The 16095-nt window shown below is 37.2% G+C and carries 22 protein-coding genes; 14 read left to right on the top strand and 8 right to left on the bottom strand.

Annotated features, from left to right (window positions below; all coding sequences use genetic code 11):
* Positions 1 to 13 precede the first annotated feature (13 nt).
* Both NQ503_RS05860 and NQ503_RS05865 read right to left on the bottom strand, forming a co-directional pair.
* Complete coding sequence (locus tag NQ503_RS05860) at positions 14 to 1810, bottom strand: BlaR1 family beta-lactam sensor/signal transducer (RefSeq protein ID WP_005426521.1); 1797 nt, start codon at positions 1808 to 1810, stop codon at positions 14 to 16.
* A gap of 10 nt (positions 1811 to 1820) precedes the next feature.
* The gene (locus tag NQ503_RS05865; protein ID WP_092073165.1) at positions 1821 to 2195 is read right to left on the bottom strand and encodes a BlaI/MecI/CopY family transcriptional regulator; all 375 of its coding nucleotides are present in this window, start codon (positions 2193 to 2195) and stop codon (positions 1821 to 1823) included.
* Between the two features lie 118 nt (positions 2196 to 2313).
* Here NQ503_RS05865 and NQ503_RS05870 point away from each other — a divergent pair, with 118 nt between their 5' ends.
* Positions 2314 to 2727, top strand: coding sequence for a winged helix-turn-helix domain-containing protein (locus tag NQ503_RS05870; RefSeq protein ID WP_005426519.1), 414 nt, complete (start codon positions 2314 to 2316; stop codon positions 2725 to 2727).
* Positions 2728 to 2750: 23 nt separating this feature from the next.
* On the opposite strand, the gene NQ503_RS05875 is transcribed toward NQ503_RS05870, so the two are convergent.
* Together NQ503_RS05875 and NQ503_RS05880 are read right to left on the bottom strand one after the other, a co-directional pair.
* Complete coding sequence (locus NQ503_RS05875) at positions 2751 to 4130, bottom strand: relaxase/mobilization nuclease domain-containing protein (RefSeq protein ID WP_005426518.1); 1380 nt, start codon at positions 4128 to 4130, stop codon at positions 2751 to 2753.
* On the bottom strand, positions 4079 to 4420 hold the full coding sequence (locus NQ503_RS05880; protein WP_005426517.1) for a plasmid mobilization protein: 342 nt from the start codon (positions 4418 to 4420) through the stop codon (positions 4079 to 4081). The genes NQ503_RS05875 and NQ503_RS05880 overlap by 52 nt, the downstream gene beginning before the upstream one ends.
* Positions 4421 to 4818: 398 nt before the next feature.
* Between NQ503_RS05880 and NQ503_RS05885 the strand changes: the two genes are divergently transcribed.
* Entirely contained in the window at positions 4819 to 5178 is a 360-nt protein-coding gene (locus NQ503_RS05885) for an MmcQ/YjbR family DNA-binding protein (protein WP_044925914.1), read from the top strand.
* A gap of 47 nt (positions 5179 to 5225) precedes the next feature.
* Here NQ503_RS05885 and NQ503_RS05890 read toward each other — a convergent pair whose 3' ends face one another.
* The 3 genes from NQ503_RS05890 to NQ503_RS05900 all read right to left on the bottom strand — a co-directional run bounded on the left by NQ503_RS05890 (position 5226) and on the right by NQ503_RS05900 (position 6082).
* Complete coding sequence (locus NQ503_RS05890) at positions 5226 to 5564, bottom strand: type II toxin-antitoxin system RelE/ParE family toxin (RefSeq protein WP_173774102.1); 339 nt, start codon at positions 5562 to 5564, stop codon at positions 5226 to 5228.
* A complete protein-coding gene (locus NQ503_RS05895) occupies positions 5551 to 5724 on the bottom strand; it encodes a hypothetical protein (RefSeq protein ID WP_005426514.1) in 174 nt (57 codons plus the stop codon). Before NQ503_RS05895 ends, NQ503_RS05890 begins: the two co-directional genes overlap by 14 nt.
* A gap of 94 nt (positions 5725 to 5818) precedes the next feature.
* A complete protein-coding gene (locus NQ503_RS05900; RefSeq protein ID WP_005426512.1) occupies positions 5819 to 6082 on the bottom strand; it encodes a helix-turn-helix domain-containing protein in 264 nt (87 codons plus the stop codon).
* A gap of 170 nt (positions 6083 to 6252) precedes the next feature.
* Here NQ503_RS05900 and NQ503_RS05905 point away from each other — a divergent pair, with 170 nt between their 5' ends.
* Entirely contained in the window at positions 6253 to 6588 is a 336-nt protein-coding gene (locus tag NQ503_RS05905) for a hypothetical protein (protein ID WP_005426510.1), read from the top strand.
* 63 nt (positions 6589 to 6651) lie between these two features.
* Here the strand turns inward: NQ503_RS05905 and NQ503_RS05910 are convergent, their stop codons facing one another.
* Positions 6652 to 7011, bottom strand: a complete 360-nt coding sequence (locus NQ503_RS05910; RefSeq protein ID WP_015524620.1) for a helix-turn-helix domain-containing protein — start codon at positions 7009 to 7011, stop codon at positions 6652 to 6654.
* A 504-nt stretch (positions 7012 to 7515) separates the two neighbouring features.
* Between NQ503_RS05910 and NQ503_RS05915 the strand changes: the two genes are divergently transcribed.
* The 11 genes from NQ503_RS05915 (at position 7516) to scfA (ending at position 16050) form a co-directional block, all read left to right on the top strand.
* Positions 7516 to 7953 carry an RNA polymerase sigma factor gene (locus NQ503_RS05915; RefSeq protein ID WP_005426505.1) on the top strand — a complete coding sequence of 146 codons (438 nt, stop codon included), beginning with the start codon at positions 7516 to 7518 and terminating at the stop codon, positions 7951 to 7953.
* Positions 7940 to 8212: a helix-turn-helix domain-containing protein gene (locus NQ503_RS05920; protein WP_015541278.1), complete on the top strand. Its 273-nt coding sequence runs from the start codon at positions 7940 to 7942 to the stop codon at positions 8210 to 8212. Before NQ503_RS05915 ends, NQ503_RS05920 begins: the two co-directional genes overlap by 14 nt.
* A 424-nt stretch (positions 8213 to 8636) precedes the next feature.
* Positions 8637 to 8858, top strand: coding sequence for an excisionase (locus tag NQ503_RS05925; RefSeq protein WP_021650362.1), 222 nt, complete (start codon positions 8637 to 8639; stop codon positions 8856 to 8858).
* Positions 8859 to 8962: 104 nt separating this feature from the next.
* Positions 8963 to 10177: a site-specific integrase gene (locus NQ503_RS05930; protein ID WP_044925913.1), complete on the top strand. Its 1215-nt coding sequence runs from the start codon at positions 8963 to 8965 to the stop codon at positions 10175 to 10177.
* Positions 10178 to 10392: 215 nt separating this feature from the next.
* On the top strand, positions 10393 to 10893 hold the full coding sequence (locus tag NQ503_RS05935) for a low molecular weight protein-tyrosine-phosphatase (RefSeq protein WP_044925911.1): 501 nt from the start codon (positions 10393 to 10395) through the stop codon (positions 10891 to 10893).
* A gap of 218 nt (positions 10894 to 11111) precedes the next feature.
* Positions 11112 to 12038: a DUF5688 family protein gene (locus tag NQ503_RS05940; RefSeq protein ID WP_022387991.1), complete on the top strand. Its 927-nt coding sequence runs from the start codon at positions 11112 to 11114 to the stop codon at positions 12036 to 12038.
* 75 nt (positions 12039 to 12113) lie between these two features.
* A complete protein-coding gene (locus NQ503_RS05945) occupies positions 12114 to 12878 on the top strand; it encodes an N-acetylmuramoyl-L-alanine amidase (RefSeq protein ID WP_022387992.1) in 765 nt (254 codons plus the stop codon).
* 22 nt (positions 12879 to 12900) lie between these two features.
* Entirely contained in the window at positions 12901 to 13485 is a 585-nt protein-coding gene (locus NQ503_RS05950; RefSeq protein WP_005426493.1) for a YdcF family protein, read from the top strand.
* A 287-nt stretch (positions 13486 to 13772) separates the two neighbouring features.
* Positions 13773 to 15413, top strand: coding sequence for a hypothetical protein (locus NQ503_RS05955; RefSeq protein WP_005426492.1), 1641 nt, complete (start codon positions 13773 to 13775; stop codon positions 15411 to 15413).
* A 70-nt stretch (positions 15414 to 15483) separates the two neighbouring features.
* Entirely contained in the window at positions 15484 to 15834 is a 351-nt protein-coding gene (locus tag NQ503_RS05960; RefSeq protein ID WP_005426490.1) for a TIGR04086 family membrane protein, read from the top strand.
* 75 nt (positions 15835 to 15909) lie between these two features.
* Entirely contained in the window at positions 15910 to 16050 is a 141-nt protein-coding gene (gene scfA / locus NQ503_RS05965; protein WP_015541285.1) for a six-cysteine ranthipeptide SCIFF, read from the top strand.
* Positions 16051 to 16095: the final 45 nt, after the last annotated feature.

The following is a 16095-nucleotide window of genomic DNA, read 5'->3' on the forward strand; positions in this document are numbered from 1 at the left end:
CCTTTCATATTTGTTAATTCCATATATGTAATTTTTTTAAGATATCAGAAGTGATTTCAAATGCTTTTTTGCCAGTTGCATTAGAATCACTTTGGATATTGGTTGCAAAATAATAGCTGTTATCGGAAGTTTCTACATATCCGATAAACCAGCCGTTGATATCCTGTCCGTTGACACGACCGGTTCCAGTTTTTCCGTAGAAATTACCATTAGGTGTACTGGCAATTTTTATAGCATTTTTAACAGAAAATACATTTTGGGAATTTAGATGGAATTCATTTGTGTTAAATTTTTTCAATAATGTTACTTGCTCTAAAGGCGAGATTTTTAATGAAAAATCGGACCAGTATAAATCCAGATTTGAACTGGTTGTCTGGTTTCCATATTCTATTTTATTCAAAAATTCCTGGACTCTGTTAATTCCGAGCTGCGAATCAATTGCCTGGAAATACCAGTTAACGGAATTTTGCATAGCAGAGTTTAAATCCTGATCAGCTTCCCAGGATGGAAAAGGAAAGGCATCACCATTCCATGTCATGGAAGAGTGTTCTGGTGTGATGATTCCGGATTCCAACCCTAATAATGCATCGTATATTTTGTAGGTAGACTCTGGCGGAATACGTTTGGTGGCTTCTTCAAGATCGTATATTTTCCAGGAATCCAAATTATTGTCATACAAAACAAATGATCCATCATATGTTCCAAATGTTTCGGATATATCTAACAGGGAGATATTTTTGTCTGTATCACTAAAATGATATACGCTTTGAGTAGAGGCATCAATGGATAAAATGGGTGTACATCCAATAAAAACAGCACTAATGACCAGATAAATTATCAATGCTCTCATTTTTTGATAAAGAGTTTCTTTCCTAAAAACGGCGATGTTGAGAATACGTCGTTTCATCTGCCTGAAATTTCCGGACATTCCAACTGCCAGTGGAGAGGAAAAAGAGGATATTTTTTCTGCAAAATTAATCAGTGTAGTTCCATAAGCTTGGTATTCATCAGCAGAAATCATCTGCAATACAGCAGAATCACAGGCTATTTCACGGTCACAGAGAATTTCTTTTAAAGTGTACCAAACAAAAGGGTTAAACCAGTAGAGTATATTACTTATGACCATGAGGAAGCCAATAAATGTATCTTTGTGACGGTAATGCTGTAATTCGTGTAGCAGCATAAAACGCATATCATCAGGATTCAGTTCGGAAATTAAATGGATGGGAATGTAAATTCTGGGATGTATTATTCCGATTAAAACTGGTGATTTTAAAAATGCAGTACTGTAGACTGATACTGGGTGAGAGATTTTAAGTTCCTTTAAACAATTGTAATAAATAGTTTTTACCTGCTGATTTTGAAGCGGGAGAGCAGATCTTTTTATGGAATGTACATAGTTTAATGAATGAAGGGTGAGGACTGACATAATCATAACACCCGTTATCCATATTAGAAAGAGTATGGTATTCAAGCCTCCAGAAAATTGACTACTGATGGAAACTGAAAAATCATTCACCTGGTTTAACAAAATATTTTGTGTATTACTGGTAAGTTCGGATAGCGTGTCGGTACCAGAGTTAAGTCCTGAGTCAGTTTGAAAAAAATGTAACCATGAAAAAAGTTGTGAGCCATGAATCTGTACAGGAAAAAATGGCACGGCAAGTAATAAAAATAAAAGAAAACAGAGATGGTACTGTGTAGTCGCAGATAAATATTTTTTCAGAAGTTTTTTTGTTCCGATTATTACAAGTGTAAAAATACATATGAAGATATTACTGATTAAAAAGTGGATGATCCAGTTGCTCATTCAAAACCTCCTATTTCTGATGTTTTGATAATAAATGGCGTAAGTTATCAATTTCTGTTGAAGAGAGCTTATCGTCTTCAAGGTAAGAAGCCAGCATAGAAGAAAGATTTCCATTATAATATCGCTTTAAAAAAGAATTGCTTTCCTGGCGTATATATTCATCTTCTTGGACTAATGGAGTATAGACAAATACCCGGCTTTGTTTTTCGTAGGAAAGAGCTTTTTTGGAAACAAGTCTCTTGATAAGAGTTTGAATTGTTTTTGGACTCCAGCTGGTAGTTAGAGTAAGTTTTTCTGTAATTTCATTTGTATTGATGGGAGCATATTTCCATACAATTTTCATAACTTCAAATTCGGCTTCTGAAATCTGGGGTAGTGACATAATAAAATCCTCCTGCTAAATCCTACATATGTAATAAATATATTATATTACTTGTAGAAGAAAAAAGTCAAATGGCAGATGATATATAGAATATAAAATTAATAATGTAGAGGCAATAAAGGTGAAAAAGATAGAAATTATTGAGAGAATCACAGATGCTAATGGAAGCATAAGTGAAAACATATTGACTAGCTGGGAACATAAAAACCAATTCATACCGGAAATTATAAGGTTTGGAGAATTAAAAATATATCTACAGGAACGAATTGTTAAAAAGAATGATAGTGATGTTCATCTTTCAAAATATGAATATGATATTTTACTTCTTTTAGCGAAAAGTCCAGGTAGAATATTTGGAAAAGAAATGGTTTATGATCTGGTATGGAATGAACCTTATTCCGGTGATTATAATGTGGTTATGCGACATATCTGCAATATCAGAGAAAAAATAGAAGATGATCCTGGACAACCATTATATATACAAACAGTACGAGGTGTAGGATATCGGTTTAATGGGAATTTAGGCAGCGAGTGAAATCGCTGCCTATTATTATGGTTTTACAAAGAAGGGAGTTGGTTATGAGAAGATCTTTGTATTTCAGGAGCATCCTGTTTGAGATATTTGGACAGGTTTTGATGTATCAATTCCAACTCTTTTATTTCTTGCTTAAAGGAAACGTATTGAGTATTTAGTGATTCCTTTCTGGAAATAAGATCTGCAATTTGCTCTTGCAACTTATTGGAATTAAGATGTTTCAGGTTTATACCATTTTCCTGTAAAATATGTTCAGCACCCGCGAAAAGAATAATTTGAGATTCATATTTACGGAAATAACGATCTGGATCTTTGGAGCTTTTATAATGGTCGTCGTAAATTTTATTTTTCTGATATTGTTCGGCATATTTTAGCATTTCTCGAAGATGGCGTATCTGAGACTCGAGAGAAACAACAGAGGTATTTACCTCTTTTTGCTGCATATGTAACAAGGCTATGCGGTCTTCAAGTTCTGAAAAATTATGTAGATTATGTGTGAACATCTTGTTATATTCAGCAGAGACAATTTTTAAATTTTCCTTATTTGCCCATTTCTGAAGTCCAATGTTTCCTGCTATATTGGGAGTGTTGGTGTCTATTAACTTATTACGAACAGAAGGAACAGTAGTTCTGTGAAGCTTATTATTAATGCGTTCTTTGATACGTTCCTTAGTAAAATTTTTTCCTAAAGATTTAGTACTTCCACGCACTGGACGGGACATATCGGGAGAACGAAAGGTAATGTATTTCCTGCTGTTTTCGCCAAATTCTGCGTTTTTTATTTCATATCCTTTAGCTTCCATAAATGCAAGAAATTCTGAGTAAGTGGAAACGATTCGGATTGTCTGGTTGATATCTTTTCGCAGCTGCGCTTTTTTACTGGATTCAGATTTATTTGCAGCCCATTCATTGTATTTCATTCCCTTTTTACCATTTGGCATAATTGTGGACAGGTTATGTTCCTGGCATAAAGTGTCGCTGAGATTTCGTATTTTCCAGTAATTCTTTTTACAGTCATGGTAATGAGAAAAAGTGATGTTATCTGCAGAACAGAAAATTAAATGGTTATGTACATGACCTTTATCAGTGTGTGTTGTCAGAACATAGGAGTATTTTCCCTCCAGTAAGCGATCCGCAAGTTCTTTGCCAATTTGATGGGCTTCTTCATAGGAAACTTCACCAGGGGAAAATGCCTGAATCAGATGAAATGCCTTATTTGTATTGTGCGGATCTCTGCAGTCATGTGTATGATCCAAAGTGTATTTAAAGTCAAGAACGGCTGTTTCGGGAGAGCAGGCAAAGGAAGAAATATATAGATTCTGGTCAGTTTTATCTGGATTGCAGATGTATTCTATTGCTTTATCAACGGTTGTTTTGATACCATGGATTTTTGTAACTGCCATATTTTTTCCATTAACTCCTTTATATCGTCCAGGTCCTTTGGGTAAACTGTATTGGTACTGTTTATACGATGGGTGATCTGATTCAAATTGCTGCTGATATTGCCCAGCAGGGTATTCATTTTTCGGATATGAGAGTAGTCTACTTCATATACAAATCCATATAAGATCATTTTCCGTAGAAAGGCAGATTTGCTTTTCATCCTGGAAAGACGATATTTTTCTTCTAAAATGTATTGTTCGTCATCATTCAAATAAAATTGTACGGGATGAATTCTGGTACGTTTGCTCATTGAAATCCTCCAATTCGTTTTTTTCTATAAAAAGAGTACAAAAAAACTGTCTAACCAGTTCGGTTATGACAGTTATATTACTTGACTGTATGATGTTTTGGATAGATGTGTCTACAGTTTATTTTAACAGGAGTAGGCGGAAGCGTCAAATTAAGAAATTATAAAATATGAGAGGGACAGGGATACTCCCTGATACATTTTTACAAAATAAACCGAAGGGGAATTTTGTAAAATGAGCCAGGTGTCATGACACTGGCAGTGCTTGCTTCTTTTGGGGTGTAGCCTGCAAAGCAGGCTATGCAAAAGCTATAAAACATAAATGGAACTGTGAGAAGTGGTTGAGAATATAATCCTGATAGCGTATAATCAGAGCAAGAAATCGTAAGTGAGGGATAAATTTGAAACGTGAGGAAATTTTTCAATATGTGAAAGAGCAATATGGAACTGAACCGGAATATTTATGGAAAAAAGATCCTGATTCTGCGGTGCTTCGACATAAAAATGGAAAATGGTATGCTATAATTATGGCAGTGGAAAAGAAAACACTGGGATTAGAAGAAGATGGAAACATTGATATCCTGGATGTAAAATGTGACCCTGATCTGGTTGGGATGTTAATTCAAACGTATGGATTTTTACCGGGGTATCATATGAACAAGCGGCACTGGATTACGATTCTTCTGGATGAATCTGTCAGTGAAGCCAAGACGCTGGATTTTCTGGATATGAGTTATGATTTAATTGATGGTGGGAAGTAATTAAAAAGGAAGCCTTTCAGAAAAATCTCTGATCGGCTCCCAGGTATTTATTCTGGATATGTATAAGTTGATCTTTGCAACAGGATATTTTCCCAATCTCGTTCGTGGCGCAGCACTCGGAGAATATGAATCTCTTTTGTTTGTTCCATTATAATATAAAAAATAATAGATGGCGGAAAAGATCTTTTATGTATGGAATATCCTCTGTACAGAATTTGAGTTCGGGGAAAGGCAGTACTGAACTGACTTAAATTCTGCATTTGTTCTTTCAGATCAGATTGAAAACGGTCAGCACGTTGCTGGCCGAATTCTTCTTCAATATAATCTGCAATGTCTGTGACATCGTAAATTGCTTCCCAGGTTAAAATAATTTTATATTCTTGCATTTCTTCGTGCATCCCTTAATTCTGTGATTTTGCGAAAAGCATCTTCCAGTGGCAATTCACGACCAGCTTCCATATCATCAATTCCCCGGTCTAACATGCGGAGAAGATGATTGTTTTCCTGGTTTTTATCGGTTGTAGGGACTTTTTTTGTTAATTCCATGAAATCACTCCAATCATACGGTTTATAAATAGTGTATGTTGTTCAGAAGTATCTATCCATAGTTTAGCATAGAATGGGCAGCAATACAATTGAATTATTTTGTAGGAGCGTCCGTCAGACCAAGAAGATATTCGCAGGAAACATTAAATACTTCGGCCAGTGCGACAACTTCGTAGTCTGGAACGAAACGTGTGCCTTGCTCAATTCGCAGGATTGCCAGATCATTAAAATCATATCCTGCAAGTTGTAATTTGGCAGCGAGCGTTTTCTGAGTAAGATTATGAGCCTTTCGTAATTCTTTTACCCGTTGTCCTATTCTGTTTTTACTGTTCGTTTTTTTATCCCAATAAATAATCATTCTGATCCTCAAAAATTTCTAAAGATGAAGTATTATTATTGATTTTAAGGAAAAATATTGTTACTATACTTCTAAAGATGAAGTTTTGGAAAGTTTATTTGATTTTTGAAATAAGAAAATGATAATGCTGCCTGTAATGAGAAATAATTCTAGTGAGAGGTGGAAAGAAGATGAATGAATTTTATGAAGCAGTATCGAATTTATTTGAGGAATTGCGCTGTGACTCCGGAGAAAGAGAATATACAGTACAGCCGGAAGAATGGAAAGAAGCAGAGAAGAATTTGAAACAAATACAAAAGAAGCTGCCACTACATCTGGAAAAAATCCCAGAGCGTGAGCAGAATTTCTGGAATAAATATCTGGATCAGTTAGAACATTTCCATTATGAAGAGGAGCAGCGGGCTTATTACCAGGGAATGATGGATGTAGTTGAGTTTCTTATTAATATAGGGGCAATAAAGAAATCCACGAATGTTAAGAGAATGATAGAAAAATATGCACGTTAAGAGTGGCGGTATGGGAAACCATACCGCTTCTTCAGAATAATTCAGATAGAATTCAAATGAATTTCAGGGATCTTGTTTATCGTGGTCTGTAGGAATTTTGTATGTGCGCAGGTATGCTTCTACGATGGCAAGGATAGCGGTAATTTGCTCATCGTTGCATTTTGACAGGTACATGAGCAGGCGTTGATAATCAAGATTATCTGTATGATTGTTTGGATAAAACAATGGTTCAGGAGGAACATTTAAAGCGCGTACCAGTTTTCTGATTTTATGAAAACTGGGAACTCGGCCCCCATTTTCAATTTCCTTTAAATATCGGCTGGACATTTCTGCTTTTTCAGCTAATTCTTCATAAGTCAATTTTTGCTCGTGTCGGGCGTTCTTAAAAAACAATCCCAGTTCTTTATCTGTTTGTTTTGGCATATGATACACCTCCATGTTTAGTGTATAGTTCCCTTTCTTGAAAGAAAATGAACTAATATTTCACTAAAAAAGAGGGTGATATTTCACTTTTTAAAAGACATATAAAATTCTGAATTTCCGTAAAACAGATCCGGAGGTATAGGAAAGATTAAGAATTTTATTGTCTGGTATCATATCCGTCATTACGTGACGGATGAAATAGATAAATAGTTCAAAAAAGCAAATAAATTTCTTTACCTCAAAAAGTGAATTATATGCCACAAAAAATGATGGCAAAATATTATCTTTTGATATAAATAGCGTCCGATGGGCTAAAAACTACCCATTAGGACGTTTTTTATATACCTCAAAATACAGGAAAAACAATTTTCTCGTATTTATTAAGAAATTTTTTAAAAATTTCTTCCCACGCCCCGACAAATGCACTCATCCGTTTGGGATATGTGTGAAGGGGAAGCAAGAACTTTGCTTATTGCCTACCGGCGGGGAAGGAGGTGAACTCTTATGGAGCAATCCTCTTTTCAAGATGAGCAGACAGTCAGACATCAGTTTGATTCTCTGTGCAAGCTGGCATTGAAAAGTGAAGTTATTAATTATGAAAAGCATATGGCATATCGCCAGAAGTATGAAGTGATGTTGTCAGAATTATCAGAAAAGGAGTTGAGCAGACTTTTTATAATGGATGAGCATGAAATGGAAACACATCGTTTTCAGGTCCTGGGTTACGACATAGAAGTCAAAGATGCATTGATTGCTGAAGCACTGCAGACACTTACTGAAAAGAAAAGGAATGTTGTGTTATTATCATATTTTATGGATATGAGTGATGCAGACATTGCCAGAGAAATGAATCTTGTACGCAGCACAATTAATGAGCATCGTAGACGATCACTGGAACTGATGAGAAAAAATATGGAGGAATCTGCAAATGAAAAAAAGTAAAAAACAGAAATGCGCATTTGATTTGCTGCCATTCCATGTTATTGAGGCAGCATCAACTGGTGATACTGAGGCAATCCAGGCAGTGTTGAAGCATTATGAAGGGTACATAACAGTTTTGGCTACCAGAAAAATGTTTGACGAATTTGGACAGGTGCATTACTGTGTAGATGAAACTCTGCGTCAACGCCTGGAAGCAAAACTGATTACTAAGACCTTGGGATTTGATACGAAATCATATGTAAGGAAAAGTAATCAGTAAAGGGAGTATTTAATATAGATTCCTTTTCCCCTTCAGGAATTTTTGTACCTTGAAAATTGTATATTGTTTTACATACAGGACGTGAAGATATGTAGAGCCACTAGGTAAATCCGCCATGATATATCTGCTCTGTTAATGGAGTAAATACGAGGAAATGCTGAAATATAACATTGAAGTAAAGGTATGGAGCGAGAAGAATTTGACAAAATGTGTAGCAGCTGCACAGGGCGACGAAGCATATCTGTGATAATGATACTTCCAGAAAAAATCTGGTCATATTTAATGACGGTGCAAAACCGATGTGGGCAGAGTACTGAACTGCCACCTGTATTGTAATTTTATCTGCCGATGACAGTGTATAAAATTGTAAATTGTCATGGGCAGATAAAAATGTTTTGTCCAAAGAGAAAAGGAGGAGAGAAGAGTGGCGATTAAAATTGAAAAAGGTAAGATTCCAATTTGGGAAAAATATATGCTTACGGTGGATGAAGCAGTGCAATATTTCGGAATAGGTGAAAAGAAAATAAGGATGCTTATTTCGGAACATCTAAATTCAGAATGTTGCTTTACAGTCCAGGTGGGGTGTAAGTCATTGATTAACCGTAAGAAATTTGAGGCCTTTCTGGATCAGACTACGTCTTTGTAAAAAATATACGAACAATTTAGCGCTTTAAAGTGGAAATGTTAGCCCTGGTATGATATAATACCTATATCGTGCTAGGGCTTCTTCGTAGAAAGGGGCGAAGACGTTTGGGTAAAACAAAACGTGACCAAAAACGACGAGATAAAAAAGGTCGAATTTTACGAAACGGAGAAAGTCAAAGAAAAGATGGAAGATATGCGTTTGTATATACAGATTGTTATGGAAAGCAGAAGTTTTTGTATAGTTGGAAATTAGAGCCAACAGATTCTCTGCCAACTGGATGCAGACCATGCTTAGCTCTAAGGGAAAAAGAAAAAAATATCCAAAGAGATTTACATGATGGTATAGTACCTTACGGAGGAAATTTAACAGTTTTGGATTTGGTTCAAAAATATATTGGACAAAAAAAGGGGGTTCGTCATAATACTCAGGCGAACTATGATTTTGTGATCAATATAATAAAAAAAGAAGAATTTGGAACCAGAAGAATAGATAAAATAAAATTGTCGGATGCAAAAGCATGGTTTATTAAGCTGCAAGCAGATGGAAGAGGATACAGTTCCATTCACAGTGTGCGTGGAATTGTAAGACCTGCATTTCAGATGGCAGTTGAAGATGATTTACTGCGCAAGAATCCTTTTGAATTTCAATTATGTACAGTTGTCGTAAATGACAGTGTTACAAGACAGGCAATTACAAAAGAACAGGAAGAGTTATTTCTGGAGTTTATCCGAAATGATGACCATTACTCAAAATACTATAATGGAATGTTTATTTTGTTTAAGACTGGACTTCGTATTTCTGAGTTTTGTGGATTGACAGTGAAAGATATTGATCTTCAGGAGAGAAAAATCAATGTGAATCATCAGCTTCAGAGAACCAGAGGAATGCAGTACGTCATTGAAGATACCAAAACTTCAAGTGGAACACGAATGTTGCCGATGACAGATGAAGTTTATGAATGTTTTGAACAGATTGTGAAAAATCGTAAAAAAGTAAGGGTTGAGCCGATTGTAGATGGATATAGTCGATTTTTATTCCTGGATAAAAAAGATATGCCTGAGGTAGCACTCCATTGGGAAAAACATTTTCAGTGGGCGTTAGGAAAGTATAATCGTACTCATGAGGAACAAATGCCAAAGATCACACCTCATGTATGTAGGCATACATATTGTTCCAATATGGCGAAAGCTGGAATGAATCCGAAGGCACTCCAATATTTAATGGGACATTCTGATATAGGGGTTACGTTAAACGTATATACGCATCTGGGATTAATTGATGCAAAAGAAGAGATGAATAGGATTGCAAAACTGGCATAGTATGATAAAATAATAGAAAAAAGAATTAAAAATAATCTGATTATAAGGTTCTTAGAAAGCCTGTTTTCCAGGCTGATTATTACTAAGAAGTTACTAAATTTGGATAAGAAAATATACGAATTTATGCTGTGATATACAGGAAAATGACAGGATTGAAGATTATCGGAAAATGCCTGTAAACAGCGTAAATACAGCATTTCAAGGAGTTTTAAGCAATGATAAGAGTGTTATTTGTCTGCCACGGCAATATCTGTCGTTCTCCAATGGCAGAATTTATATTTAAGGACATGGTCAATAACCGTGGACTAGGTGACCAGTTCTACATCGCCTCTGCGGCGACGAGTACGGAAGAAATCTGGAATGGAATCGGGAATCCGGTGTATCCGCCGGCGAAGCGTGAACTGGCGAAACATGGAATTTCCTGTGAAGGGAAAAGGGCAGTGCAGCTTAAAAAATCAGATTATGACAAATATGATTATCTGATTGCTATGGAAGAACGAAACAGAAAAAATATGCTTCGGATTCTTGGCAAAGACGCGAAAAATAAGGTAAGCCTTCTGCTGGATTATGCGGACGAACACGGGGATATCGCAGATCCATGGTACACAGGAAATTTTGACATTACATATCGCGACGTAGTCAGGGGATGCGAGGGCTTTCTGACATATCTGGAAGGCAAAGGGCAGATTATTATGAATGAAACTGACCTGATCTGAATTTTATTCTAAAGTATTTTTATAATAAGAAATGTTATAAAAACAATTGTCGATATTCACGATTTTTGTCGAACGAATTTTCTTTACATAAACAATATTATGCGGTATCCTCTAGATACAGCAACTCTTGAAGGGAGCATCTGCTTCCTTCTTTCTTCAAATCTATTTAAGTCATGGGCAGATCGCCCGAATAATTCAGGAAAGATGAGGAATTGAATATGGAAAACGGTTACGAAAACTTCGTGGACACTTTGAGACAGAGTCTTCTTAAGGAAACTTCTTATGAAGAAGAAATGATCTGTTATAAGAAGGCTGAGGAATATCCTCCGACTTCGGGTGACAGACTGCTTTTGAAAAACAGACAGAAGGAAGGCGTTTATGAAGTCTGTGCACTTTATGTGCGAGATCTGTATGATGAATTTCAAAATGGATGGAGCATGGAGAATATCATACAGGAAATTATGAAAAGATTAGATACGCTTGCTCGTTCCGAGTGTTTTGAAAAAAGTAAAAATCTGGACAGTTACGAAAAGGTAAAGGGAGATCTGTTTATCCGCCTGATGAATGTGGTTAAATATCGAGATGAACTGAAGAATGCAATTTTTCGAACCGTTGGGGATATTGCACTGGTATTATATGCCCGGATGGGAGAACTGGATGGATGCAGTACCAGCATTAAAATAAAAAAACATATGTTACAGAAATGGGAGCAGGATGAACAGTCAGTGTTTAATGAGGCACTTTTGAATACGTATTTTATTTCGCCACCAAGAATTTATTGCTGGGAGAAACTTCTATATAATTTGGATTATGAAGGCGAGAATTTTATGAATCTGCTGTTTGATATGTCTTTGAAGAAAGATGCAATAGGAAATTGTCTGAGTACATCTGTCCGGACCAATGGAGCAGTGGCTGTTTTTTTACCCGGAGTTGCGCAGCGATTGGGGAAACTTATTGGTGGCAGTTTTTATATGGTGTTTACAAGTATTCATGAAGTAATGATACACAGCGAAGATAGTGCAGATCCAAGAAAGCTAAAAGAGGTTCTGGCAGAGACTGTAGAGGAAACGACACCGGAAGAAGATTTTCTTACCTATTATGTGTACCATTACAATGCGGAAACTGGTCAGTTCAGCTATTATTGAAGCAATCTGATTATCCCGTATGCTTTTTATCAGTGTGTGCATATACTAATTAAAAAGCAGTCAGGAGATACAAAATTGGCTTATAAAATTGTTTTGGATGCGGGACATGGCGGAACGGATCCCGGTGCTGTATATAATGGAAGAAATGAAAAAGATGATAATCTTGCACTTGCACAAGCGGTAGGAAAAATCCTTGAAGACAATGGTGTGGATGTGGTATATACTAGAACAGAAGATATTTACCAGACGCCATTTGAGAAGGCAAGAATCGCAAATCAGTCAGGTGCAGATTATTTTATCTCTTTTCATCGGAATAGCAGCCCTGAAGATAATCAATATCAGGGCGTAGAAGTTCTGGTATATGACAAAAGTGGAATTAAGTATCAGATGGCACAAAATATTGTTGGAGCACTGGGGGAACTTGGATTCAGAGAAATAGGAGTAAAAGAACGTCCGGGACTGGTCGTTCTGCGAAGAACCAGAATGCCTGCTCTTCTCATTGAAACCGGATTTATAAACTCAGATGCGGATAATGCATTATATGATGAGAAAAAAGATGAAATAGCACAGGCGATTGCAGGCGCAATTCTAGGAACGTTATCGGAAGAAACGATAGAAGCTCCTTTGTATTATCGGGTACAGACCGGCGCATTTCGGAACAGAGAGAATGCAGACCGTATGCTTTATCAATTGACAGATCAGGGATATCCGGCATTTCTGTTGAATGAAAATGATTTATATAAAGTACAGGTTGGTGCATTTCAGCAGATTGGAAATGCAATAAATATGGAACAACGCCTCAGAGATGCAGGATATAGTACGGTCATTGTAACAAAATAAACCAAAAGAGAAGGTATCGAATATGTACGAAGAGTTCATAAAAGAAACAAGTAAGTTCATTTTTGCAGAAAATAAGCCAGAGAAAGCGGATATTATTTTTGTACCCGGCAATGGTTATTCACAGATGGCAGAGAGAGCGGCACAGCTGTATGCGAAAAAATATGCTCTATTTGTACTGCCAAGTGGAAAATACAGTATTTCTACAGGCAGATTTGGCGGAGTACTAACTGGTCAGAAACGGTACAGTGGAGAGTATCAGACGGAATGGGAATTTTTAAAGGATGTACTGATGAAGAATGGTGTGCCGGCGGATGCTGTTCTGAAGGAAGATCAGGCGACATTTACCTGGGAAAATGCAAAGTTTTCCAGAAAAGTTACAGATCAGGCAGGTATTAATATAAGGAAGGCAATTATTTGTTGCAAAAATTATCATGCTAGAAGAGCCTTAATGTATTATCAGAGGGCATATCCGGACACTGAGTTTCGGGTATGCCCATGTTGTGTTGATGGCATTACCAGAGATAATTGGACAGAGTCTGAGAGAGGAATAAAAGAAGTTCTTGCAGAAGTAAACAGAATAGTCACTCAATTCTCACTAATGATGTAATCTTGATAAATATAAAAAAAATAATTTGGGGGTGTCGAAAAAAGTAGAACTGTGATATAATGCTTGTGTCGTAAAATAAAATATTGTGTTACAAATTAGTTACGAAAAGATAAAAGTTTCATATACGACAAAATAGATATTTTTATATTACAGTACTTAAATTCGAATTATATATGATATAGAAACAAGTTACATTTTTGGTTTAAAGATTACATAAATAATATGAAGCTGCCGGCATATAATGGCTTTGCGTGGCAGTAATGAATATAGATTGAGGTGTGAGGATTATGATGAAAAAGAGGAAGAATGTGCAGTTTATTGCTGCTGCAGCACTTACCGCAGCACTTGTAACAAGTCAGTTTTCATTTGCAACAGTAATGGGAGACGATACATCGACCGTACAGGTCAGCAGTCTGATCCCGAATAATGTTACGATTGATCAGCCAGTTCCTCTTTCAGATATTTCACTTCCGAAGAGTGATTATGGAACACTTTCCTGGGCAGATGGGTCTTGTGTACCGTCAGCGAGAGTGCAGACTTATGATGTTGTATTTCGTCCGTATAATGCTGCTGATCTGGCGAAGATTTCTGGTTGGGATGGGCAGTCAGAGGCAATTTACAGCAGTGTGACAGTTGTTGTAAGCAGTATCAGTAAGGATTCAGATTATGAGGGGGCTCAGACAGAGCAGGAAGCTGCAGATACTGAGAATACGACACAAAACACAGAAGAAAACACAGAGGCCGGCACGACAGATAATACTGAAGAAAATACGGAAACTACTGTTCCGGAAGTAACTCCGGAAGTAACGGAAAACCCGGAAAATACAGAGAACACAGCAGACTCTGAGTCCACAGAGGATAAGAGTAACGCAGATACAGACAGCACAGAAGTGACGGAAACACCGGATAATGATAATACAGACAATATTATTACTGAGAATACGGAAGCACCGGCTGTAACAGTAACTCCGTCAGAAAATAGAGATACACCAGAGGCCGTTGAGACACCGGGACCTGCAGATATCGCAGAAGTTACTGAGGCACCGTCAGTGACAGATACACCGTCAGTGACAGATACACCGGAACCTACAGTGACTCCGGAGACTGATAAAGACAATATTTTTGATGGAACAGAGAAAGATATCACAGCAGATGACCGAGCTCAGTCGGTTGAGGAGGACACAGAGCCGTCTGATGAAGAAAAAGCACAGATAGCAGAAAAAAATCACACATGCAATGGCATTTCTGTATCAGGGATCAATCTTCCATGGTACGTACAGTTCAGGGCTGCAAGTGGTGAGAATTATGAATTTACCAATGAAGCAGAAGCAAATGTATTCAAATCTTATGATTTTGAATTATGGGATCTGAAAAACAATACAGAGTATGAGATCCCAGATGGTGAATATCTGAGTGTGACAGTTCCTGTTAAGGCCGGATATGATTATACAATTGAGCATCTTCTGGACAGTGGTGCTATGGAAACAATCGTGCCAAGTGTTGAGGGCAGTACAATGGTATTCAGTACACACTCTTTCAGCCCGTTTGGAATTGCAGGAAGCAAGGCACTTGTAGGAGAAGAAATTGAAGATGGAAGCTATTCTTCCGGTACAACTTCTACCGCGACAACGACTCCGCAGGCGGCAGCAGCAGCTTCCACAAATACCGGCAGTACATCTGGCGGTACCGCAAATAATGCAAGTAATACAGTATCCGGTTCAGCGAATAATACATCTGTTCAGGCATCCACATCTGAAAATCAGAACAGTACTTCTGACTCTGCTGATCAGAGTGAAGCAGACAGTAAGGGGAATTCTGTAGGAGCAGTTGAGACTGGAGATAATACTCCGATCCTTCCGTTTGTGATCATTGGCATCGCAGCTGCGGTAATTGTAGCAGTACTCGTTTATCTTAAGAAGAAAAAATAATATTTTGCATAGCATTTTGCACATATGAAGCAAAGCTCTTCCATATATTTCAATATGGGAGGGCTTTTTTATGAAGGTAAAGGCAATTTTGAGATCATTGTTTCTGGCATATCTTCTGTCGGGTGTCTGCTTGCTCCTGCTGGCATTACTGGTATTCAAATTTGACATAGGGAAAGGGCCGGTTACGGTAGGAATTTTAGTGATTTATGTGCTGTCCTGCCTGGCAGGAGGATTTTTGGCAGGAAAGATACTTCGTCAGGATAAATATCGGTGGGGATTTCTGGTAGGCTTATGTTATTTTGTGTTACTTGCAGCTGTTTCTTTTGCAGTACAGAGAAAGTGGGATATGAGCTTCCAACATCTGGTGACTACATTTTTTATGTGTCTTGGAGGAGGAACCCTTGGAGGGATGCTTTCCTGATAAAAAAATGCTTTTAATTAGGCTGATTTTATGCTATACTATGCCCAGATAATTATACATAAGGAGGGATATATAATGGAACATATCAAAACATTAAATACAAAGAACCTGCAGAACACAGTGAAAAAAGGTGGATGCGGTGAATGTCAGACATCTTGCCAGTCAGCATGCAAAACTTCCTGTACTGTAGGAAATCAGAGCTGCGAGAACAAATAAGCAGGTTCAGAACATTCAGTAAGCAGCGGAGTGAAATCCGCTGCT

It is taken from the genome of Blautia obeum ATCC 29174 (assembly GCF_025147765.1).
Classification (GTDB): Bacteria; Bacillota; Clostridia; order Lachnospirales; family Lachnospiraceae; genus Blautia_A; species Blautia_A obeum.